This window comes from Dermacoccus sp. PE3 (assembly GCF_001021715.1).
GTDB classification, from domain to species: domain Bacteria; phylum Actinomycetota; class Actinomycetes; order Actinomycetales; family Dermatophilaceae; genus Dermacoccus; species Dermacoccus abyssi.
The window spans coordinates 50,148-69,720 of the sequence record NZ_LDCM01000002.1 but is presented as its reverse complement, the minus strand read 5'-3'; the positions used below and the strand labels follow the sequence as shown (position 1 = coordinate 69,720).

Annotated in this window: 19 protein-coding genes, 5 tRNA genes and 1 pseudogene; 7 read left to right on the top strand and 18 right to left on the bottom strand. The window is 67.5% G+C overall.

Going from position 1 to position 19,573, the window contains the following annotated elements; translation table 11 throughout:
- Nucleotides 1-16: 16 nt before the first annotated feature.
- The 7 genes from efeB to AA983_RS14715 form a co-directional block, all read right to left on the bottom strand.
- Nucleotides 17-1,279, bottom strand: coding sequence for an iron uptake transporter deferrochelatase/peroxidase subunit (gene efeB / locus AA983_RS05850; RefSeq protein ID WP_047311348.1), 1,263 nt, complete (start codon nucleotides 1,277-1,279; stop codon nucleotides 17-19).
- Between the two features lie 79 nt (nucleotides 1,280-1,358).
- A complete protein-coding gene (gene efeO, locus AA983_RS05845; RefSeq protein ID WP_047311347.1) occupies nucleotides 1,359-2,546 on the bottom strand; it encodes an iron uptake system protein EfeO in 1,188 nt (395 codons plus the stop codon).
- On the bottom strand, nucleotides 2,543-3,412 hold the full coding sequence (efeU, locus tag AA983_RS05840) for an iron uptake transporter permease EfeU (protein WP_047311650.1): 870 nt from the start codon (nucleotides 3,410-3,412) through the stop codon (nucleotides 2,543-2,545). The genes efeO and efeU overlap by 4 nt, the downstream gene beginning before the upstream one ends.
- 185 nt (nucleotides 3,413-3,597) lie before the next feature.
- Nucleotides 3,598-3,671: transfer RNA gene (locus tag AA983_RS05835), tRNA-Arg, on the bottom strand.
- 79 nt (nucleotides 3,672-3,750) lie between these two features.
- Nucleotides 3,751-3,826 (bottom strand) — tRNA-His (locus AA983_RS05830).
- Between the two features lie 89 nt (nucleotides 3,827-3,915).
- A complete protein-coding gene (gene orn / locus AA983_RS05825; protein ID WP_047311346.1) occupies nucleotides 3,916-4,545 on the bottom strand; it encodes an oligoribonuclease in 630 nt (209 codons plus the stop codon).
- An 81-nt stretch (nucleotides 4,546-4,626) separates the two neighbouring features.
- Nucleotides 4,627-6,222: a YihY/virulence factor BrkB family protein gene (locus AA983_RS14715; RefSeq protein ID WP_052946925.1), complete on the bottom strand. Its 1,596-nt coding sequence runs from the start codon at nucleotides 6,220-6,222 to the stop codon at nucleotides 4,627-4,629.
- A 211-nt stretch (nucleotides 6,223-6,433) separates the two neighbouring features.
- Between AA983_RS14715 and AA983_RS05815 the strand changes: the two genes are divergently transcribed.
- Together AA983_RS05815 and AA983_RS05810 are read left to right on the top strand one after the other, a co-directional pair.
- Nucleotides 6,434-6,506 (top strand) — tRNA-Lys (locus AA983_RS05815).
- 180 nt (nucleotides 6,507-6,686) lie between these two features.
- Nucleotides 6,687-6,759: transfer RNA gene (locus tag AA983_RS05810), tRNA-Lys, on the top strand.
- A 123-nt stretch (nucleotides 6,760-6,882) separates the two neighbouring features.
- Here AA983_RS05810 and AA983_RS05805 read toward each other — a convergent pair.
- The gene (locus AA983_RS05805) at nucleotides 6,883-7,143 is read right to left on the bottom strand and encodes a DUF3618 domain-containing protein (RefSeq protein WP_047311345.1); all 261 of its coding nucleotides are present in this window, start codon (nucleotides 7,141-7,143) and stop codon (nucleotides 6,883-6,885) included.
- A gap of 87 nt (nucleotides 7,144-7,230) precedes the next feature.
- On the opposite strand from AA983_RS05805, the gene bcp reads away from it, so the two are divergent.
- The 4 genes from bcp to AA983_RS05785 all read left to right on the top strand — a co-directional run bounded on the left by bcp (nucleotide 7,231) and on the right by AA983_RS05785 (nucleotide 10,005).
- Entirely contained in the window at nucleotides 7,231-7,701 is a 471-nt protein-coding gene (bcp, locus tag AA983_RS05800) for a thioredoxin-dependent thiol peroxidase (protein WP_047311344.1), read from the top strand.
- A 64-nt stretch (nucleotides 7,702-7,765) separates the two neighbouring features.
- Nucleotides 7,766-7,847 (top strand) — tRNA-Leu (locus AA983_RS05795).
- Nucleotides 7,848-8,023: 176 nt separating this feature from the next.
- On the top strand, nucleotides 8,024-8,965 hold the full coding sequence (locus AA983_RS05790; protein WP_047311343.1) for a hypothetical protein: 942 nt from the start codon (nucleotides 8,024-8,026) through the stop codon (nucleotides 8,963-8,965).
- A 134-nt stretch (nucleotides 8,966-9,099) separates the two neighbouring features.
- On the top strand, nucleotides 9,100-10,005 hold the full coding sequence (locus AA983_RS05785; RefSeq protein ID WP_047311342.1) for a hypothetical protein: 906 nt from the start codon (nucleotides 9,100-9,102) through the stop codon (nucleotides 10,003-10,005).
- A gap of 6 nt (nucleotides 10,006-10,011) precedes the next feature.
- Here the strand turns inward: AA983_RS05785 and rdgB are convergent, their stop codons facing one another.
- The 7 genes from rdgB to AA983_RS05750 all read right to left on the bottom strand — a co-directional run bounded on the left by rdgB (nucleotide 10,012) and on the right by AA983_RS05750 (nucleotide 15,363).
- Nucleotides 10,012-10,620, bottom strand: coding sequence for an RdgB/HAM1 family non-canonical purine NTP pyrophosphatase (gene rdgB, locus AA983_RS05780; RefSeq protein WP_047311341.1), 609 nt, complete (start codon nucleotides 10,618-10,620; stop codon nucleotides 10,012-10,014).
- Entirely contained in the window at nucleotides 10,617-11,378 is a 762-nt protein-coding gene (rph, locus tag AA983_RS05775) for a ribonuclease PH (protein WP_047311340.1), read from the bottom strand. Before rph ends, rdgB begins: the two co-directional genes overlap by 4 nt.
- A 58-nt stretch (nucleotides 11,379-11,436) precedes the next feature.
- On the bottom strand, nucleotides 11,437-12,468 hold the full coding sequence (locus AA983_RS05770) for a S66 peptidase family protein (RefSeq protein WP_047311339.1): 1,032 nt from the start codon (nucleotides 12,466-12,468) through the stop codon (nucleotides 11,437-11,439).
- Between the two features lie 52 nt (nucleotides 12,469-12,520).
- Nucleotides 12,521-12,883 carry a gamma-glutamylcyclotransferase gene (locus AA983_RS05765; RefSeq protein WP_047311338.1) on the bottom strand — a complete coding sequence of 121 codons (363 nt, stop codon included), beginning with the start codon at nucleotides 12,881-12,883 and terminating at the stop codon, nucleotides 12,521-12,523.
- Complete coding sequence (locus AA983_RS05760; protein ID WP_047311337.1) at nucleotides 12,880-13,653, bottom strand: MBL fold metallo-hydrolase; 774 nt, start codon at nucleotides 13,651-13,653, stop codon at nucleotides 12,880-12,882. The genes AA983_RS05765 and AA983_RS05760 overlap by 4 nt, the downstream gene beginning before the upstream one ends.
- Nucleotides 13,650-14,447, bottom strand: a complete 798-nt coding sequence (gene murI, locus AA983_RS05755; protein WP_047311336.1) for a glutamate racemase — start codon at nucleotides 14,445-14,447, stop codon at nucleotides 13,650-13,652. The genes AA983_RS05760 and murI overlap by 4 nt, the downstream gene beginning before the upstream one ends.
- Nucleotides 14,448-14,574: 127 nt before the next feature.
- The gene (locus AA983_RS05750) at nucleotides 14,575-15,363 is read right to left on the bottom strand and encodes a fumarylacetoacetate hydrolase family protein (RefSeq protein WP_047311335.1); all 789 of its coding nucleotides are present in this window, start codon (nucleotides 15,361-15,363) and stop codon (nucleotides 14,575-14,577) included.
- A gap of 126 nt (nucleotides 15,364-15,489) precedes the next feature.
- Here AA983_RS05750 and AA983_RS05745 point away from each other — a divergent pair.
- Nucleotides 15,490-16,378 (top strand): annotated as a pseudogene (locus AA983_RS05745) (3-methyladenine DNA glycosylase).
- A gap of 11 nt (nucleotides 16,379-16,389) precedes the next feature.
- On the opposite strand, the gene AA983_RS05740 reads toward AA983_RS05745, so the two are convergent.
- The 3 genes from AA983_RS05740 to AA983_RS05730 all read right to left on the bottom strand — a co-directional run bounded on the left by AA983_RS05740 (nucleotide 16,390) and on the right by AA983_RS05730 (nucleotide 19,519).
- Nucleotides 16,390-17,235, bottom strand: a complete 846-nt coding sequence (locus AA983_RS05740) for an HAD family hydrolase (protein WP_047311334.1) — start codon at nucleotides 17,233-17,235, stop codon at nucleotides 16,390-16,392.
- Nucleotides 17,236-17,240: 5 nt separating this feature from the next.
- Nucleotides 17,241-18,335 (bottom strand): branched-chain amino acid aminotransferase, encoded by a 1,095-nt coding sequence (locus AA983_RS05735; protein WP_047311333.1) that lies wholly within the window; start codon nucleotides 18,333-18,335, stop codon nucleotides 17,241-17,243.
- A 149-nt stretch (nucleotides 18,336-18,484) separates the two neighbouring features.
- Nucleotides 18,485-19,519, bottom strand: a complete 1,035-nt coding sequence (locus tag AA983_RS05730; RefSeq protein WP_047311332.1) for a 3-isopropylmalate dehydrogenase — start codon at nucleotides 19,517-19,519, stop codon at nucleotides 18,485-18,487.
- Nucleotides 19,520-19,573 lie beyond the last annotated feature (54 nt).

Here is a 19,573-nt window from a genome sequence, read left to right as displayed (position 1 = left end):
CTCAACTCGGAACGCGTCAGGATGTGAAGAGTTGCTGACCCACGAAGCCGCCCTTGGGCACTCCCGGCGGCACGGCGAACAAGCCGGAACCTGTGTGCTTGAGGTACTCCATGAGCGCATCCTCACGCGACATCCGCATCTGCATGGGGATGTACTGGCGTGACGGCCGCCGCACGTAGGCGAGGAAGAAGAGCCCCGCGTCGAGTCGTCCCAAGGCATCGTTTCCGTCGGTGAAGTTGTAACCGCGTCGTAGCATCTGCGCGCCGCCGTTGTTCTTCGGGTGGGCGAGGAAGACGTGCGAGTTCTTCGCGATGAGCGGCTCGCCCCCGCGTCCCTTCACATCGAACTTCGGCTCGTCGAACTCCGTGCCACCGGAAAGCGGCGCACCTTCGGGGCGGTCACGCCCGATGATGGCTTCCTGCTCGCGCAGGCTCGATCGGTCCCAGGTCTCGAGGTGCATCGTGATGCGACGTGCCACGAGGTAGGAGCCGCCTGTCATCCAGTCGGCCTTCGGGTCGTCACCGCGGCCGACCCACACGTGGTCGTCGACAACGTCACGGCTCTCGGCCTTGATGTTGGCCGTACCGTCCTTGAAGCCGAAGAGGTTGCGCGGCGTGGCCTGGCTCGTCGACGTCGAACTGGTACGCCCGAAACCGAGCTGCGCCCACCGGATGGCGGCCAGTCCGAAGGCGATGCGAGACAGGTTGCGGATGGCGTGCACGGCCACCTGCGGGTCGTCGGCACAGGCTTGAACGGCGATGTCGCCGCCACTGCGGCGCGGGTCGAGCTTGTCGGCCGGGAAGTGCGGCAGTTCGCGCAGTTCCTTGGGCTGCTTGTCCGCGAGCCCGAACCGGTCCTTGCCCTTCTCGTCGCGGAACAGCGTCGGGCCGAAGCCGAAGGTGATCGTCAGGCCGGACGGCGGAAGGTCTTCGGCCTCACCCGTGTCGGCGGGTGGCGCGTCGTAGGCGGTGGCCTCGTCGGAGGCCGTCTCGCCGCGCATCATGCGTGCGGCGGCGAGGCTCCACGCCCGCAGGAGCGACTCGAGTTCGTCGCGCGTCGTGGCAGTGACGTCGAACGTCGCGAAGTAGAGCCTGTCCTGCGCGGGCGTCACGATGCCCGCTTGGTGTTCCCCGAAGAAGTCGTAGGTGCGCTCCCCCGGCGACGGCTTTTCATCGGCTGCAGCGTGAGAGGCACCCCACCCCCCCGCGAAACCGGCAGCACCGAGTGCCGCTCCACCACCGGCGAAGCCGAGCATCCCGCGGCGCGAGACGTTCGCCATGCTCACTCTCCTCCTTCGCGCGCGGCTTCCCGCGCGTTTGCCTTCGCCCCCACGCCGAGCACGGGGGCGAAGGCACACCTCACAACGTGACGGCTGCGGTCAGCTTCGACAGCGGCTCACTCAGGGCGTTGACTGCATTCGACAGTTCCTTGACCTCGGCGTCACTCAGCTTGTCGTACGTCTTGAAGACGACGTCGTCACCCGAGCCCGAGACCTTGTGTTTGTCGAGCAGCTTCTGCAGCGCGGCGAACTTCGTCGCGATGCTCGAATCGAGCGACGCGTCCTTCTTCTTGAGCAGCGGACGCAGGTTCTCCCAGGCGATGCGGGCGCCGTCGACGTTGCCCTGGAAGTCCCACAGGTCGGTGTGCGACCAGGCTTCTTCCTCGCCGGTGACCTTGCCGGTGGCAACCTCGTCCATGAGCGCCTTCGCGCCGTTGCCGATCTTGTCGGCGGAGAACGTCGTCGTCTTCGTGCGCTTCTCGAGGGTCTTGGTGTCCTTGAGCAGCTGGTCGGCGATCTTCGTGCGATCAGCCTTCGACATGGCCGTGTAGCCGGTCTTCGGCGGCCACAGGTCCTTCTCGATACGGTGCCAGCCGGTCCACTCCTGGCCCTTCTCGAGGTCGGCCTCGCGCAGGTCCATCTTCGGGTCGAGGTCGCCGAAGGATTCGGCCACGGGCTCGATGCGTTCCCAGTGCAGACGCGCCTTGGCGTAGAGGGCGCGGGCTTCGTCGTCCTTACCGGCCTTGTACAGGTTGACGAACTTCGTCGTCTGCGTCGTGAGCGAGCTGGCCTGGTCCTTGACGTACGACTGGTACTGCTTGTCGGCGGTCTCGACGAGCTGCTTGTCGGCTCCGCTGGGCGCGAGGTCCTTGCCGGAGTCGGTGACCTTGAACTTGGCGGCGATGCCCTTGCCGACCATGCCCGGCTTGCACGCCGTGTAGTAGTCGCCCGGCGCCGCCTTGACGACGAGTTCACGCGTGAGACCCGGAGCGATGTTCTCGACCTCGCCGACGATGCGTAGCTTGTCCTCACCGAGGAGGTAGAACTCGGTGACCTTGTCGCCCTCGTTCTTCACGCTGAAGACGACGTTGCCCGACGGCGCCTCGGACTTGGAGACCTTGCACTCGGAGGCGGTCGAGGAGACGGTCAGCTTGCCGTCGCCGGACTTCGAGTCGGACGAGGACGAGTTGCTCGTGCAGCCTGCGAGTGCGAGGCCGGCGACGGCGAGCAGGGCGCCGCTGCGAGCGAGGGTGGGTCGGGTGGTCATGCCGTCACTTTCTGGGGAGTGGTCGAAGCCGGCGTCGCGGCCTTGGGGTTGTGGGAGGCACGCACGCGCTTGACGAAGATCGTCATGACGACGGCGACGTAACTGACCCACACGATGAGCTCCAGCCACGTCGTGGCCGGCGAGAAGTTGAGGGTGCCCTTGAGGAGCGTGCCGAGCCACGAGGTGGGCTCGATGGTGTCGCTCACGTCGAAGGCGAGGTTGTGCAGACCGGGCAGGATGCGCGCTTCCTGCAGGTCGTGGACGCCGTAGGCGAGAACACCCGCGGCGACGAGAATGAGGAAGCCACCCGTCCACGTGAAGAACTTCGACAGGTTGAGCTTGAGCGCGCCCTTGTAGAACGCGAAGGCGAGGACGACGGCCGTCGCGATACCGAGCGCGGCACCCACGAGCGGCGCGGTGGACGACGACGAGCCAGAGCTGGCAGCCTGCGTCGCGGCCCAGAGGAAGAGCGCGGTCTCGAGCCCTTCGCGGCCGACGGCGAGCATCGCGACGACGACGAGGGAGGCACGCGAAGCCTCGGCCGCACGATCGACGTGGCTCTTGAGGTCACCGGAGAGGGTGCGCGCCGAACGCGCCATCCAGAAGATCATCCAGGTGACGAAGCCGACGGCGACGATCGACAGGCCACCACCGATGGCCTCCTGCGCCTCGAACGTCAGGCCGTTGGGGCCGTACGTGAGGAGTGCGCCGAAAGCGAGGGAAACGCCCACAGCTGCGCCCACACCGAGCCAGATCCTCGGCAGGAGGTGTCGTCGATCCGACTTCACGAGATACGCGACGAGGATGACGACGACGAGCGACGCCTCCAGGCCTTCGCGAAGACCGACGAGATAGTTGCCGAACACGAGCACCCCCAAGGAGCGGGTTAGGTATACCTGAGCGAGGTAAACCTAACCTATCCCCGTGAATTTTCCGCCGCCAGCCCCTCAGTTCAGGACCAAAGTCACGTTCGCGCGACGGCTCCTGGCCAGCCATCTGTTGGTGCGGCGCGGACCGCTCGCTTCGCTCGGGCCGACGCCGCACCGACGAGTACCCCCGACAGGATTCGAACCTGCGACCTAGAGATTAGAAGGCTCTTGCTCTATCCAACTGAGCTACGGGGGCTCACGCAGCACCCGCGCCTCACGAGGCGAAGGCCCTGCGAAAACACAAAACCCCCTGAAATGTCAGGGGGTTTCGCGTCTGGGGTGAGTAACGGGACTTGAACCCGCGACATCCTGGACCACAACCAGGTGCTCTACCTGCTGAGCTATACCCACCATGTGCGCGACCGGGGAACCCCGGGTCAGGCAGCGCGGACGAATATACCCGACGCGCCGCCGAACCCCTAATCGCGCGCGGCCGAAGGTCAGCCCTCGACCTGGTACTTCTTCGCGATGACCTGGGCCTCGTTGGACGACGGCCCGGGCTGCTCGACGAACACCGCTTCACGGTAGTAGCGCAACTCCGCGATCGACTCACGGATGTCGGCGAGAGCGCGGTGACCGCCGTTCTTGGCGGGGGCGTTGAAGTACGCCCGCGGGTACCAGCGGCGCGAGAGCTCCTTGATGGAGGAGACATCGATCGTGCGGTAGTGCAGGTGGCCGGCCAGCTGGGGCATGTCGCGCTCCAGGAAGCCACGGTCGGTGCTCACCGTGTTGCCGCCGAGCGGCGCCTTTCCAGCGTCCGGAGCGTGAGTCATGACGTACTCCAGGACGAGGGCTTGGGCTTCCTCCATACTCACCCCGTGCTCGAGTTCCTCGAGCAGACCGGACTTGGTGTGCATCTCCCGCACGAAGTCGCCCATCTGCTCCAGAGCCTCCGGCTCGGGGCGAATGACGACGTCGACGCCGTCACCGAGTTGGTTGAGTTCGAAGTCGGTGACGAGCGCGGCGACCTCGATGAGGGCGTCGTTCTCGAGGTCGAGGCCCGTCATCTCGCAGTCGATCCAGACGATGCGGTCGGTGTGGGCGCGGTCGGAGTCAGTCACGCCCCACATCCTAAGCGAGCCTTCAGAATGGCCAAATGCGTGCACCCCACCCCGTGGCGGGGTGGGGTGCACGCATTTCGAGTCGGGAGATCAGCCCCGCTTGCCCTCGAACCACCGACGACGGCGGTCTTCACGCTCGGCGCTCACGGCACGGAACTCACGCGTGTTCGGGTGGTCGTAGCGAGCACGGTTGCTCTCGACCTCAGCCCACTTCTCCTCCAGCGGACGCTCCGCCTCCGCCTTCTTGGCCTCCTTGAGGCGCTCGGCCTCGACCTTCTTCTGCTCGGCCTTGACCTTCGCCTCCTGCGCGGCGAGACGCTCCCGCACGGCGCGCTTGTGCTGGCCCTCGGCGAGCGCACGGCGACGGCGCTGCTCACGGTCGGCGGCCACCTCGGCACGTTCGCGCTCGGCCTGCGCCGCGGCGTCGCGGCTCGGCTTGGCGTCGGCTCGACGCTGAGCCTTGGTGACGGTGGCGTCGTCGCTGAGGTCCGGCGCCTCGTCCTTCGTCGCGGCAGCGATCTTGGGCGCGCCCTCGAGCGTGCGCGTCGACGGCGTGACCGGCTGCTTCTCCGGGGAGCTGCTCTGCGCAGCGGTGGTGCGCTCGTTCGAACGCTCTGCCGGCACGACCGGCATCATGTTCTCGACCGCTTCATCCGGGACGCCCGAGTCGACGCGCAGTTGGTGCGCCGCCTCCACGAGGTCGTCGTACTTCTCGGCCTTCTTGTCGATGCCACTCTCGTCGCGCACGGGCAGAAGGACGAGTTCCTCGGCCGGGTAGCCCGTCTTGAGCTGACGGGTACGCAACGTCTCGGCGTCGAACTCGGCGCCGAACAGCATCGCGAGGTTCGTGATCCACAGCCACAGCAGCACCATGATCGCCGTGGCGAGCTGGCCGTACTTGCCGTAGTTGCCCATGTTGGACACGTACCAGGCGAACGCCGCGGAGCCGATGACCCACACGAAGAACGCCAGCACGGCGCCAGGGTTGAAGACGCCCTGCTTGAAGGGGCGTCGCACGTTCGGCGTGGCCCAGAACATGAGGCCGATGATGAACATGACGATGAGGACGACGAAGGGCCACTTCGCGATGTCCCAGACCATGACGGCGGTGTCGCCGAGTCCGATCAGCGACCCCACTTCCTTCGCCACCGGGCCGGTCATGACGAGCGCCATCGCGGCGATGACGAGCAGGATGACCTGGATGATCGTCACGAGGTACAGCCACGGGCGCAGCTTGAAGACGGGACGACCTTCCGCGACGTCGTAGATGCGGTTCTGCATGCGGGCGAAGGCCCCTACGTATCCGGAGGCCGACCAGAGCGAGAGCAGGATGCCGAAGAAGAACGCGAAGCCGGCGCCACCACTCGTCTGCAGGCCGTCGATGAAGTTGCGGATGCCGCCGAGTTCGCTCTCGTCCATGCCGGCGATGGCGGCAATCGACGTGACGACGCTGTTCGTCGTCTCCTTGCCGTCGCCGAACAGCCCGAGCAGCGAGACGCCGGCGATCATCGCGGGCACCATGGCCTGGATGGAGTAGTAGGTGAGCGCGGCGGCGAGGTCGGTGCACTGATCCTGCGAGAACTTCGCGAGGGTGCGCTTGAAGGCCACCTTGTAGTCGGGCTTGGCGTCGAGCACGGGCGGTTCGCCGTACGGACGCTCGACCCCGGTGTCAGGTAGGTCGGTCATGTCGTTCGTCTCCGAGATCTCGATGATCGAAAAGGTTCTCGCCAGAATCTATCGTCCCGACGCCACCTGTGCAGTGCGCCCGTAGAGGTGAAGACCCCCGATGACCCGCGGCGCCCACCCCTCGGGAGGTGGGGTCGAACCGGCCCACGCCCCCTCTGCGGCAACCGATTTGGCCACCAGACGGCCCTGAGGTAAGGTTTCTCCTCGTTGCGCGCCAATAGCTCAATTGGCAGAGCAGCTGACTCTTAATCAGCGGGTTCGGGGTTCGAGTCCCTGTTGGCGCACCGAAGGAAGGCCCACCGGCAACGGTGGGCCTTTCGCTTTGCCCGGCGAACCTCCACGTCGAATCGCCCGCCGGGAGGGCACGGCGTGCGTCGAGACCCGGCGTCAGCACGCCGTGGATCGCCGCCATTGCGGGGATTTCACGTTTCATCGTGCGTTCAGGTAATGTTTCACCTCGTTGCGCGCCAATAGCTCAATTGGCAGAGCAGCTGACTCTTAATCAGCGGGTTCGGGGTTCGAGTCCCTGTTGGCGCACCGAAGAAAGGCCCACCGGCAACGGTGGGCCTTTTGCTTTGCCCTCAGGCGGCCCCTGAGCGCGCATGACGAAGGCCCGGTCTTCCCACGTGGGAAGACCGGGCCTTCGTCATGCGATACGAATCAGGAACGCAGACGCTTCGCGAGGCCGACGAGAAGCATGAACGCGCCGACGCCACCGAGACCCATCGCGACGCGGTCCTGACGCAGGTCGCCGTCGGCGGTGCGCGTAGCGTCCGTCAGAGCGAGACGAGCGCTCTCCGTCTGACGCTTCGCGATCTCCTTGGGCTGGGCGCGGAAGGCCAGCTCGTCGATCGTGCCGGCGAGACGCGAACGCGACGCGGCCAGCTCGGCCTCGATCTGCTTGGCGGTCTTGGGTGCCATGGTGTGGATCTCCTTGCCACGTGCGGAAAACTAGGCTCTTGACCCACAGGTTAACGCACCGCGGCATCTTCACCGGAAGGACTTCCCATGACCCGCCTCGAGACCGGCACCCCTGCACCGTCGTTCACGCTCACGAGTGACAAGGGTGCAACCGTCAGCCTCGGCGACTTCTCCGGTCGCAAGCTCATCATCTTCTTCTACCCGGCCGCCATGACGCCGGGGTGCACGAAGGAAGCCTGCGACTTCCGTGACTCTCTCGAGCCGCTGCGCGCTGCTGGCTACGACATCGTCGGGATCAGCCCCGACTCCCCCGCCAAGCTGGCCCAGTTCGTGACGAAGGAATCGCTCACGTACCCGCTGCTCTCCGACGAGTCGAAGGAGACACTCGAGGCGTACGGCGCCTACGGCGAGAAGAAGCTGTACGGCAAGACCGTCGTCGGCGTCATCCGCTCGACGTTCGTCGTCGACGAGGAGGGCAAGATCGAGGTGGCTCGGTACAACGTCAAAGCAACGGGCCACGTCGCCTCGTTGAAGAAGGCTCTCGGCCTCTCCGAGTGAGATGACCACGAGCGGTGGCGGCCCCGGTGACGGTCACCACCGCTCGCGTACACTCGTGCGCGCTGCGCCTGTGGCGGAATTGGCAGACGCGCCAGATTTAGGTTCTGGTGTCTTAGGACGTGGGAGTTCAAGTCTCCCCAGGCGCACTCTCCCCCGCCCGTGCGAGGGCAGCGTTGCCGCGCCCACGCGTGGCTCGGCACAATCGAGATCGCACCGAGACCGAACATCCATGGAACCTTCGGAATGTCGGCCCTAAGGTGAATCACCGGCCCGTGCTCGAGTCCGGCACGCGCGGGCGTCACCCGCAGTCGAGGGAGACGACGTGCGCCGTTCGCTCACCGCCTTCGCCACCACGTTCGCCTGTGTGGGCCTCGTGACCGGGTGCCATGACGCCCAGGTCTTCAGTGCCTCGTCGACGAGCCGCATGGTCAAGCCGACCGCTACCGAAGACGTCGCCGTCGACGGCATGGATCCCACCGGCGAAGAGCCGAGTGTGGAGGACACCGACCACTCGATCGAGTGGACCGACATCCCTGGCGAAATCTGGGTGCGCGAGGCCGACTACTCCGGAGGGGAGTATTCCTTGACCGCCCTGTCGATGCCGGGCACTGAATTCGCCATCGCCGACACCTGGTCCGACGACGGCAATACCGTGGTGACGTATCCGTGCGCGGTGCAACGTCGAGTTCCCCTCTCGGCGAAGGTGCCCGGTGCAATTGCAGGGGTGAACACCCGATACAGCGTCACCTGTCACACCGGCGCCGCACTTCGAGCCCCCTCCCTCGCAGGGTCGTGGACGCGGAGCGAAACGTCGGGCGGCGGCAGCGAAGCAGTGTTCACGCTGGGTGGCCCCTCCGCGCAAGGGCGACCCCCGACCACGGAAACCGCACAAACCATCACCGACGTGACGATGCCGCCCACCGTCGTCTCCACCTCGCGGACCGCGAAGGCACTCGTCGTTCGTGCCTGGGCTCCTGCCGGTGCAACCCTGAGCGTCGACCCGGCGCAGCCCGAGGCGAGCGCGCCTCAGGAGGGAACCTGCACGTCGAAACGCCTCGGACCTTCCCGAAAGCGCGCCGGGGCTCAGGAGAACCTCTACGAGATCGAGTGCTCCGCCGGGTACACACGCCTCGACCTCACCCTGACGGCGATGAGAACCAGGGCCAAGGTCGGTGAGCCTCCGAGCTACGAAGCCGCCCAGGTATCGCTGCCACCCGCCAAGGAAGGGAAGTCGACCGCTTCCTCGACGGCGTCGACGCGATAGGCCGGTCGTCGCGGGTGGACGGGCGCCGTCCCTGACAGGACCTTCCGAACGTGCCTACGCTGAGCGCATCGAGGCACCACGGTCACGCTCGAACCGTCGGCCCCTCGGGTGACACTTCGGCAGACGGGGCGCGTATGACGTGGTCAGGGCACACGAAGCGCACGTTCCCGCGCACGGGAGTCTTCCTCGCCGCACTTGTCGGGCTCGTCGGCCTCGTGCCTTTTGTGGGCTGCACCTCTGCACCGAGCTTCCCCCGTTCGTCATCCAGCACCATTCGCATGGTCGTCCCGAGCGAGGTACCGCGGTTGGACGAGGGCTTCCTCGAGCGCCCCGTCGCCGAACCGCGGACTCGCGCCGATCGTCGCACCGAGTTGCGGGTGCGGAGCGTGCACCTCACGTCACGCGGTCGTGCCCACACGGTCATCGTCGCATCCGCTGCGAACGGATCGTTCTCCCTCACGGACGGGCGGCCGACGACAGCGACCACTCCCTTCGACCCGCCGGGGCGACCATCCTGCCGGATCATGAGCGAACGTCCTCTCGCGGCTCCTGTCCGGGGTGCCGCCTCGACGACCGACACCCTCTACGTCCTGCACTGTGCCGGTGGCGCGATGAACCTGCCCATCCTCACCGGAACGTGGAGCGGTGGAGGCTCCACGCATCAGACTCAGGCGGTCGTCGGAATCGGTGGCCCTGAGGCACAGGGACAGCCCACGCCCGCAGCAGGACCCGATTCGACCACCCGCCCGACGATCGAAGTTGTCACGGCCACGCACCAAGGCAACCGCGCCACACTCGTCGTGCGAGCCACGGAGGGATCGGTGCTCACACTCTCGAGCTACGCGACGCGCTGCACGACGCGCCTTTCTGGCCCGGCTCAGAAGGCTCCGGGGTCCGACATCCGCACCCTGCAGTACCGAATGGACTGCATGAAGGTCACCGGACTGGCCAACGCCCAGGTGATGGCCACACGGACCACCGGCGTACCCGGCGCCGAGCCCCGTGTCGACGCCGCCTTCGCGCCCGTTCCGAACCGGTGACGGCCGTCAGCCCAGCGCTGCCACTGCCGGAAGGATGGAACGGAACGCCACGCCGCGGTGACTGATGGCCGCCTTCTCCTCGGGGCTGTGCTCGGCCATGGTCCGCCCGCTGGGCAACTCGAAGATCGGGTCGTACCCGAAACCGCCCTCACCGCGACGATCACGCGTGAGGCGTCCCTCGACGGCGCCGTCGGCCACCTGCGTCGCCTGACCGGGCACCGCGAGCGCAACGACGCAGTGGAAGCGCGCGGTCAGCCTCTCGAGGGGCACGTCGCCTGTCTGTGCGAGCAGGAGCTCCAGGTTCGCTTCGTCGTCACCGTGGCGTCCGGCCCAGCGCGCCGAGAACACCCCGGGTGAGCCGCCGAGCACATCGACGGAGAGCCCGGAGTCGTCGGCGAGCGCCGGCAGCCCCGTGGCTCGACTGACGTCGTCGGCCTTGAGACGAGCGTTCTCCTCGAAGGTGACGCCGCTCTCCACGGTGTCCACGAGATCGGGAAACTCACTCACGCCGACGACGTCGATGGCCAGGCGGGCGTCGTCGAGCAGGTGCTGGAACTCGGCGATCTTGCCGACGTTGCGCGTCGCGAGAACGATGCGCGTGCGCTCCCCCGTCACTGGATGCGCTCCCGCGCGTCGGCCTCGAGGGCTTCGCTCTGCTTCTGTGTGAGCGTCGTGATGCCACCCGCCGCGAGGTCGAGGAGCGCGTTCAGCTCGTCACGGCTGAACGGTGCGCCCTCGGCAGTTCCCTGCACCTCGACGATGCCGCCCGAACCCGTCATGACGACGTTCATGTCCGTCTCGGCCGTCGAGTCCTCTGGGTAGTCGAGGTCGAGGACGGGGCGCCCTTCGACGATGCCGACGCTGATGGCCGCGACCGAGTCGGTGAGCGGCTTCGCGGAGCTCTTGATGAGACCGCGCTCCTGCGCGTCGCGAATGGCGTCCGCGAGCGCCACGTAAGCACCCGTGATCGACGCGGTACGGGTACCGCCGTCCGCCTGGAGCACGTCGCAGTCGATGACGATGGTGTTCTCGCCCAGGGCCTTCGTGTCGATGACGGCGCGCAGGCTTCTGCCGATGAGGCGCGAGATCTCGTGCGTGCGCCCGCCGACCTTGCCCTTGCGGGCCTCACGGTCGCTGCGCGTGTTCGTCGAGCGCGGCAGCATCTCGTACTCACTCGTCACCCAGCCGGTGCCCTGGCCCTTGAGCCAGCGCGGCACGCCCTCGGTGAACGAGGCGGCGCACAGCACGCGCGTGCGACCGAACTCGACGAGGCAGCTGCCTTCGGCGTGGTCGAGCCAGTTGCGGGTGATGCGCACCTCGCGCAGCTGGTCGGGGGTACGTCCGTCGTGGCGGGGTGAGCTGGCGTCAGTCATGGGCACCACCCTATCGAGAGGACGCGAAGCTGCCGACGCCCTCGACGGGCGGACGGGGTCAGACGAAGCTCTGCCGGATCTCGTGACGCGGGCCGTCCATCGTCACGCGGGCGAGTGCTCCGTTGACGAGGACGTTCCCGGGCGGCACGTGGCCGAAGTCGACGTCACGCACGACGGGAACGTCCAGCTGTCCCAGGGCGTCCTCCACGGCGTCGTCCTGGGTGAAGTCGCCACTCGCCTTCGCTCCCGTTAGGCCGAGCAGCACGGCACGAGCGCCGTCGAACCAGCCCGCCAGCCGCAGGCCGTGCAGCATGCGTGCCGCGTCGAGAGCGGGGGCCTCGCAGTTCTCGAGGTAGACGATCGTGCCTTCCGGGCACCGCTCGGCGAACCGTGGCACGTCGCCGAACGGCGAGCCGGCCAGGTGACACACGACGTCGAGGCACCCGCCGATGAGCCTTCCCGTGACGTCGAGGCTTCCGCCGTCATAGCGCCAGCTCGCGGGTTCGCTCAGGTCGACGCGGGTGACGGCGGGCAGCCTCGACCAGTCGTCCCAACCACCGCGACGGCGCACACCCGGGTCCTGCTGCACGAACTCCTCGCCGCGCTCGCGTGCGACGACATCGAGCCAGTGCGCCGTTCCGCGCGGCAGGTCGTAGGGCGTGTCCATGAGGTTCTGGCCGTGGAGGGTCGCCACGCCCGAACGGAGCGTCAGCGGCAGAAGCAGCGTCGAGATGTCGCTCCACCCGACCACCCAGGTGGGGTCGGTTGCGAGCGCGTCGGCGTCGAGCAGATCGACGATGTCGATGGCTGTCTCCCCACCCCACGGTGGCACGACGGCGCGCACCGACGGATCGCGCACGAAGGCGTTGAACTCGTCCGCGCGATCCTGCGCGGGCGCACTCACGACGCTCTCGCCGCGCAGACACTCCCCTTCGACGACACGGTAGCCACGGTCACGAAGCCACCCGATGACGAAGTCGAGGCGCCCCTCGTGTTCGGGGCGCACGGGCGCGGACGATGCCGTCACCGCGATCGTGTCGCCGGGACGCAGGGGCCGCGGATAGGCGATGCCGGAAGGGGGACCGTTCATGCTTTCACCCTGTCAGAGGGGGCGGGCGCGGTCACCCGACTTTCCGGTCGGCTCAGAGGCCGGACAACTCGTAGACGTACGCCTCGACAACGCGCCCCTCGGCGCGTACCTCGACGACGACGCGGCGATACCCCGGCCCCTCGAAGTGATCGAGGCGCGGCCAGTGGCGCGGCAGCTCGGCCGACTCGAACAGGACACAGTTGACGTCGTCGGCGTCGTCGAGCGTCAGCCCCGGGTATCCGAACGCTGCGCCCCGGCCTGAGTCGACGCGCGTGCCGCGAACAACGGCGGGCGTCCATCTGCCGGGGATATCCGCCATGACGTGCTCGTTCGGCTCGCCGGGCGCGAGCGTCCCGTAGACGACGAGGCGGTGTTCGACGTCGAGTTCCTCTGGCGTCGCGGACGAACTCGTCATGCGCGCAGCTCGTAGCGCTGGCCCGCGCGAGCGACCTCGACCTCGCCCGCCCAGACGGTCTTGGCGTCGCGCACACAGTCCTCCACGGGCGTCCAGGCCGGAATGTGCGTGAGCACGAGTCGCTTCGCTCCGGCGTCCTGGGCGGCCTTCGCAGCGCGTGACCCGGTGAGGTGGACGTCCTTGAGGTCGTCGTCGCGTCCGTCGACGAAGGCGGAGTCCGTGAGCACGAGGTCGGCGTCGCGCTCGAGGTCGACGAGGGCGTCACACGCGTCGGTGTCGCCGGTGTAGGCGAGCACGGCTCCGTCGGCTTCGACGCGCAGGCCGTAGGCCTCGACGGGGTGATTGACGAGGAACGGGGTGATGTTCATCGGTCCGACCGAGAACGTGGCGCGGTCGGCGAGATCGACGAACTTGTACGCGCCCGAGAGGTCCTCGTACTTGTCCACCATGTAGGCGCGCGTGATGCGCTCCTCGGCGCCGGGCGGTGCGAACACGGGCAGACGCGAGTCGAAGCGGCCGTGCGGGTCGTAGTTGCGCACGACGAAGTAACCACACAGATCGAGGCAGTGATCGGGGTGCAGATGGGAGATGACGACGGCGTCGATGTCATCGACCTCGCGGTAGTTCTGCAAGGCGCCGAGCGAACCGTTGCCGAAGTCGAGCAACACCGACCAGGTACGGCCCTCGCTCTCGGCCTCGACGAGGTAGCAGGACGCGGGGGAATCGGGGCCCGGGAACGATCCCGAGCAGCCGACGACGGTCAGCTTCACAGCACCGCCCCGTGCGTCACGGCGCTCACCTCGGGGCCGAGGAAGCGTCGGGCGAGATTTTCGAAGACCTGCGGATCGCCCGTCGTCGTCCACTGGTGCTGCGGCGGAGTGTCGTCCTCACGCAACTGACCGATGTCGGCCAGCACGCGGTAGACGTCCTTCGCCGTCTCCTCGGCGGAGGAGACGAGCGTGACCGTCGAGCCCATGACGTAGCTGATGACACCGGTGAGCAGCGGGTAGTGGGTGCAACCGAGGATGAGGGTGTCGACGCCCTGGTCGACGAGACCGTCGAGGTACTTGTGCGCCACGGTGAGGAGTTCGGGCCCGGACGTCGTGCCGGCCTCGACGAACTCGACGAAGCGCGGGCAGGGAACGCTGGCAACGTTGACCTGCGGTGCCGCGGCGAAACTGTCGACGTAGGCCGCGCTCTGGTGAGTGGCCTGCGTCGAGATGACGCCGACGCGGTTGTTGCGCGTCGCAGCGGCGGCGCGGCGGGTGGCGGGGCGGATCACCTCCACCACGGGAACGTCGTAGCGTTCGCGGGCGTCGTGCAGGACGGCGGCGCTCGCCGAATTACACGCGATGACGAGGGCCTTGACGCCCTGCTCGACGAGCGAGTCGAGGCACTCGAGCGCGTACTGGCGAACCTCGGCGATGGGACGCGGACCGTAGGGCGCCCGGGCGGTGTCACCCAGGTAGATGATCTTCTCGTGCGGCAGCTGGTCGAGCACGGCGCGGGCCACCGTGAGGCCGCCGTAGCCGGAGTCGAAGATGCCGATCGGTGCGTCATTCACGTCTTTCAGCGTAAGTCCAGAACGAGCGCCCAGCGAAAACCCAGGCATGTGACAACACTCATGTTCGCCGCCATAGCGCCGGACTTTCCTCCGTCACAGGCGGATTCGCGCCCGGCCAGCGGTTTCGTCAGGCTTCTTCCGACTCCTCGAGCGCGACGTAGGTGTTGGCCAGGACCCCGATCTCCGGCACCTCGACCTCGACGCGCTGACCGGCCTTGACCGGACCGACACCCTCCGGCGTTCCGGTGAGGATGACGTCACCGGGCAGGAGGGTGAACGCGCGGCTCGCGTGCGAGATGAGTTCGGCGACGCCGAAGATCATGTCGGAGGTGGGGCCGTCCTGGACGACCTCGCCGTCGAGGCGGGTGGTGACTCGGCTGTCGGCCGGGTCGAGGTCGGTCTCGATCCACGGGCCGAGCGGGCAGAAGGTATCGAAGCCCTTGGCCCGTGACCACTGACCGTCGCTCTTCTGCAGGTCGCGCGCGGTGACGTCATTGCTGATCGTGTAGCCGAAAACGACCTTCTTCGCCTCCTCGGGCGAGACGTCCTTGCACATCCGGCCGATGACGACGGCAAGTTCGCCCTCGTAGTCGACGCGCTCGCTGATCTCCGGCATGACGACGGGGTCACCCGGGCCGATGACGGCGGTGTTCGGGATGAGGAACATGAGGGGTTCGGCGGGCACCTCGTTGCCCATTTCCTTGGCGTGGTCGGCGTAGTTGCGGCCGATGCCGATGATCTTGCTGCGCGGGATGACCGGTGCGAGCAGGCGAACGTCCTCGACCTGGTGCACCGTGCCGGTCAGCTCGATCTTCGTGTAGAGCGGATCTCCGGTGATCTCGGCGATCTTCTCGCCGGCCCCGTCGACCAGACCGAACATCGGGTCGTCGCCCGTGGTGAACCTCGCGATACGCATGCGGTCATCCTATCGACGCGGCGCCGGTTGCCCACGTCCGCCGTAGTCGCGCAACGGCGGCGTCCCTACGATGGTCCGGTGCAGGACTCAGCCACCACCCGCCCCACGCAAGTGGACTCCCAGGACGTGAGAGCTGTTCTCACCCCGGACGAATGGAGCGCCTCCGAAGCGGCCCACCTCGCGCGCGTCGAACCGCACATCGCCCCGCACCTGGGACGCCGCAAGGAGAACCGCAAACACCCGGTCGAGGACTTCCTCTTCGTCTACTACTCGCACTCCCCAGGCAAGCTGCGCCGCTGGCATCCCGGCGCCGGCGTTGCGCTCCTCGTCGACGACGCAGGACGCACCCCGATCACGGACGACAAGTACACCCGTCGTGTCGACCTGGCGAACGGCCCCGCCGAGATTCTCGACGTCGGTGCTTTCTCGCAGGCGCGCGACCGCACCATCGCGTTCGTCCGCTCACTGTTGACGGCCACCCTCGACCGCCCTGCGCACCTCGGCTGCTTCGGCATGCACGAGTGGGCGATGGTCTACAAGCTGCAGCCCGGCGAGCAGCGTCACGAACAGCTCCCCCTGCGTCTGAGCCAGGCCGCGACCGACGCTGTCGTCGACGCCGCCGACATCCGCTGCACCCATTTCGACGCCTACCGCTTCTTCACGCCGGACGCCGTGGACCTCAACCGCGAGCGCCCGACCCGCGAACGTCAGGTCGACTTCGAACAGCCCGCCTGTCTGCACGCCGGCATGGACGTCTACAAGTGGGCGCACAAGCTGTGGCCGCTCGTGCCGAGCGAACTCGTCGTCGATGCCTTCGAGTTGGCCAAGGAGATCCGCGCCCTCGACATGGAGGCGAGCCCGTACGACGTGCGACCTCGGCTATGGCGTCGTGCCGATCGAAACCCCTCGCGGTCGAGCCGAATACGTGCGTCGCCAGAGGGAGTTCGCCGACAGGTCACAAGCTCTGCGGCGTCGCTTGCGCGAAGCCCTTCCCAGCGGCCGCGCCCAAGCCTGATCTCGCGTCACTCAGAGAAGGCGGCGGGCGAGGTACTCGGCCACGCCGTCCTCGTCGTTCGCAGCGCACCTGTCGTCGGCGGCCGCGAGCACGTCCTCGTGCGCGTTGGCCACGGCCACGCCGCGGCCCGCCCAGTCGAGCATCGGTAGGTCGTTGGGCATGTCGCCGAACGCCCAGACCGTCTCACGACCGATGCCGCGCTCGAGGCACCACGCCTCCAACCGGACGGCCTTCGTCACCCCGGGCGCCGAGATTTCTGCAAGCCCGCCCGCACCGGAGTAGGCCAGCACGCCACGCTCCCCCAGACACTGCGTGACGTCGACGACGAACGCGTCGTCGCTCCAGGCCTCGTCGCGAATGAGGATCTTGCCGACAACGAGGTCGTCGGGCAGTTCCGCGAGCTCGCAGTCGGTGACGTCACCAACGGCTGTGTCATGGCCGGGCTCACCGACGTGCTGATCGGGATAGGCGCGCGTGCGATACATGCCCCGGTCGGTCTCCACGGCAGCACCCGCGTTCGGGAACTCCCGCAACAGATCACCGACGAGGCCGCGCGCCACGCCCGGTTCGAAGCCGTGCGACTCGAGCACGACGCGATCGGCGACGTCGTAGACGAAGGCGCCGTTGCCACAGATCGCGACGCTGTGCGCGTCACGCGTACCGCCGACGATGTCGCTCAGGTGATGGAGCCATCGCGGCGGGCGCGCGGTGACGACGACCGTCTCCACGCCCGCACCCGCGAGCGCCGACCACACCTCGCCGGTGCGCGCGCTGACGGAGCCGTCGCTGCGCAGCAACGTTCCGTCGAGATCGCTCGCGACGAGATGCGGTCGCTCGTCGTCGTGTGAACTTGCCATGCCGATCAGGCCAGGCGCGTCATCCAGCCGCGCTTGTCCTCGACCTTGCCCTTCTGGATGGCGAGCAACGCCTCACGGATCTTCGTGGCCATCGGGCCGGCTTCGCCCTCGGGGCCGGACGTCACCTCACCGTCGGCCCACACGAGGCGACCGACCGGCGTGACGACGGCCGCGGTGCCGCAGGCGAAGATCTCGGTGATCGTGCCGTCGTTGCAGCCGTCGATCCACTCGTCGATCTTGATGCGACGCTCGACCGGCTTAAGGCCGAGGTCGGTGGCGAGTTCGAGGATGGAGTCACGCGTGACGCCCTCGAGGATGGTGCCCGTGAGCGCCGGCGTGATGAGTTCGCCGTCCTTCGTCACGAGGAAGAGGTTCATGCCGCCGAGCTCTTCGATGTAGGTGCCCTCGACCGAGTCGAGGAAGACGCTCTGGTCGCAGCCGCGCTCGTTCGCCTCGATCTGCGCCGCGAGGGAGCTGGCGTAGTTGCCTCCGCACTTGGCAGCACCGGTGCCGCCGACGCCGGCGCGCGCGTAGTCACGCGAGAGCCACAGCGACACGGGCTTCACGCCGCCCTTGAAGTACGCACCGGCCGGCGAAGCGATGACCGAGTAGGTCACCTCCTTGCTCGGACGAACCCCGAGGAAGGCCTCGGACGCGAACATGAACGGACGCAGGTAGAGGCTCGCTTCGCCGTCCTCGAACGCGGGCACCCACGACTCGTCAGCCGCGACGATGGCCTTGAGCGACTCGACGAAGTCGGCCTCGTCGATCTTCGGCAGCGCGAGACGGTCGGCGCTGCGGTTGAAACGCTGAGCGTTCTTCTCGGGGCGGAAGGTCCAGACCGAACCGTCCTCGTGGCGATAGGCCTTCATACCCTCGAAGATCTCCTGCGCGTAGTGCAGAACGGCCGCGGCCGGGTCGATCTGGAAGGGGCCGTACTCCTTGACCTTCCCATCCCCCCAGCCCGACTCCTCACGCCACGTCGCGACGACCATGTGGTCGGTGAAGGACTGCCCGAAACCCGGGTTGCCCAGGATCTCGGCCCGCTCCGCGTCAGCGCGCGGGCTCGGGTTGGGCGTCATCGAAAAGGTCAGAGCCATGGTTCCTCCAGAGAAAGTGGTCCGGGTCACTGCGGATCAGGATATCGCCGCACGGGAGGTGTGCGGACAACGGGCAACGCGTGCAACGGCGGGCGGGGCGCCTCGTCCGAGGTGCCCCGCCCGCCGCCGTCCGCGGATGGTGATGTCGCTCAGAGCCGCCCGGCGATCGCGTCGCCGATTTCGGTGGTCGAGCGCGGCTGCGAGCCGCGGGCCGCCAGGTCGGCGACGACGGCCTCCTCGATGCGTCGGGCCTCGTCCTCCCGGCCGAGGTGAGCCAGGAGCAACGACGTGGACAGGATGGTGGCCGTCGGGTCGGCTTTGCCCTGACCCGCGATGTCGGGGGCCGAGCCGTGCACGGGCTCGAACATGCTCGGCGCCGCGCCCTCGGGATTGATGTTTCCCGAGGCCGCAAGGCCGATGCCGCCGGTGACCGCGGCCGCTAGGTCCGTGACGATGTCGCCGAACAGGTTGTCCGTGACGATGACGTCGAAGCGCGACGGGTCGGTGACCATGTAGATCATCGCCGCGTCGATGTGCGCGTAGTCGTGCGTGACGTCGGGGTACTCGCGCCCGACCTCCTCGACCGTACGGCGCCACAGGTGGCCCGCGTAGGAGAGCACGTTGTGCTTGTGCAGGAGCGTGACCTTCTTGCGCTCACGCTTGTTCGCGCGCTCGAACGCGTCACGAACCGTGCGCTCGATGCCGAATCGGCTGTTGACGCTCACCTCCGTCGCCATCTCGTGCGGGGTACCCACACGCAGGGCGCCGCCGTTGCCGGTGTACGGACCCTCGGTGCCTTCGCGCACGACGACGAAGTCGATTCCCTTGGCTGTGACGCTCTCGGCGAGCGGCGTCGTCACGCCCGGCAGCAACTTGGACGGACGCAGGTTGATGTAGTGGTCGAGTTCGAAGCGGATGCGCAGCAACAGCTCGCGCTCGAGCAGGCCGCTGGGGGCGCTCGGGTCGCCGATGGCGCCGAGGAGGATGACGTCGTGGCCGCGCAGTTCCTCGAGGACGGAATCCGGGAGCGTTTCACCGGTGGCGTTCCACCGACGGGCTCCGAGGTCGTACTCGGTTCGCTCGACGTCACCGTTCGTCACGGCGTCGAGCACCTTCAGCCCTTCGGCCACCACCTCGGGGCCGATTCCGTCACCTGCAATGACTGCCAGATCGATCGCGCTCATACGAGCAGAGTAGCGAACGTCTTGCAGTGTGAAACGCAAATCTCGCAATATGAG

Excerpts from the sequence above, each read along its gene's own strand:
- AA983_RS05805 (WP_047311345.1), bottom strand. The coding sequence starts at position 7,143 with ATGGCACCCAAGACCGCCAAGCAGATCGAGGCCGAGCTGGCCGCGTCG.
- AA983_RS05740 (WP_047311334.1), bottom strand. The coding sequence starts at position 17,235 with ATGGCAAGTTCACACGACGACGAGCGACCGCATCTCGTCGCGAGCGAT.
- AA983_RS05730 (WP_047311332.1), bottom strand. The coding sequence starts at position 19,519 with ATGAGCGCGATCGATCTGGCAGTCATTGCAGGTGACGGAATCGGCCCC.
- AA983_RS05735 (WP_047311333.1), bottom strand. The coding sequence starts at position 18,335 with ATGGCTCTGACCTTTTCGATGACGCCCAACCCGAGCCCGCGCGCTGAC.
- bcp (WP_047311344.1), top strand. The coding sequence starts at position 7,231 with ATGACCCGCCTCGAGACCGGCACCCCTGCACCGTCGTTCACGCTCACG.
- efeB (WP_047311348.1), bottom strand. The coding sequence starts at position 1,279 with ATGGCGAACGTCTCGCGCCGCGGGATGCTCGGCTTCGCCGGTGGTGGA.
- AA983_RS05785 (WP_047311342.1), top strand. The coding sequence starts at position 9,100 with ATGACGTGGTCAGGGCACACGAAGCGCACGTTCCCGCGCACGGGAGTC.
- rph (WP_047311340.1), bottom strand. The coding sequence starts at position 11,378 with ATGACTGACGCCAGCTCACCCCGCCACGACGGACGTACCCCCGACCAG.
- efeO (WP_047311347.1), bottom strand. The coding sequence starts at position 2,546 with ATGACCACCCGACCCACCCTCGCTCGCAGCGGCGCCCTGCTCGCCGTC.
- AA983_RS05770 (WP_047311339.1), bottom strand. The coding sequence starts at position 12,468 with ATGAACGGTCCCCCTTCCGGCATCGCCTATCCGCGGCCCCTGCGTCCC.
- AA983_RS05750 (WP_047311335.1), bottom strand. The coding sequence starts at position 15,363 with ATGCGTATCGCGAGGTTCACCACGGGCGACGACCCGATGTTCGGTCTG.
- AA983_RS05765 (WP_047311338.1), bottom strand. The coding sequence starts at position 12,883 with ATGACGAGTTCGTCCGCGACGCCAGAGGAACTCGACGTCGAACACCGC.
- AA983_RS14715 (WP_052946925.1), bottom strand. The coding sequence starts at position 6,222 with ATGACCGACCTACCTGACACCGGGGTCGAGCGTCCGTACGGCGAACCG.
- orn (WP_047311346.1), bottom strand. The coding sequence starts at position 4,545 with ATGTGGGGCGTGACTGACTCCGACCGCGCCCACACCGACCGCATCGTC.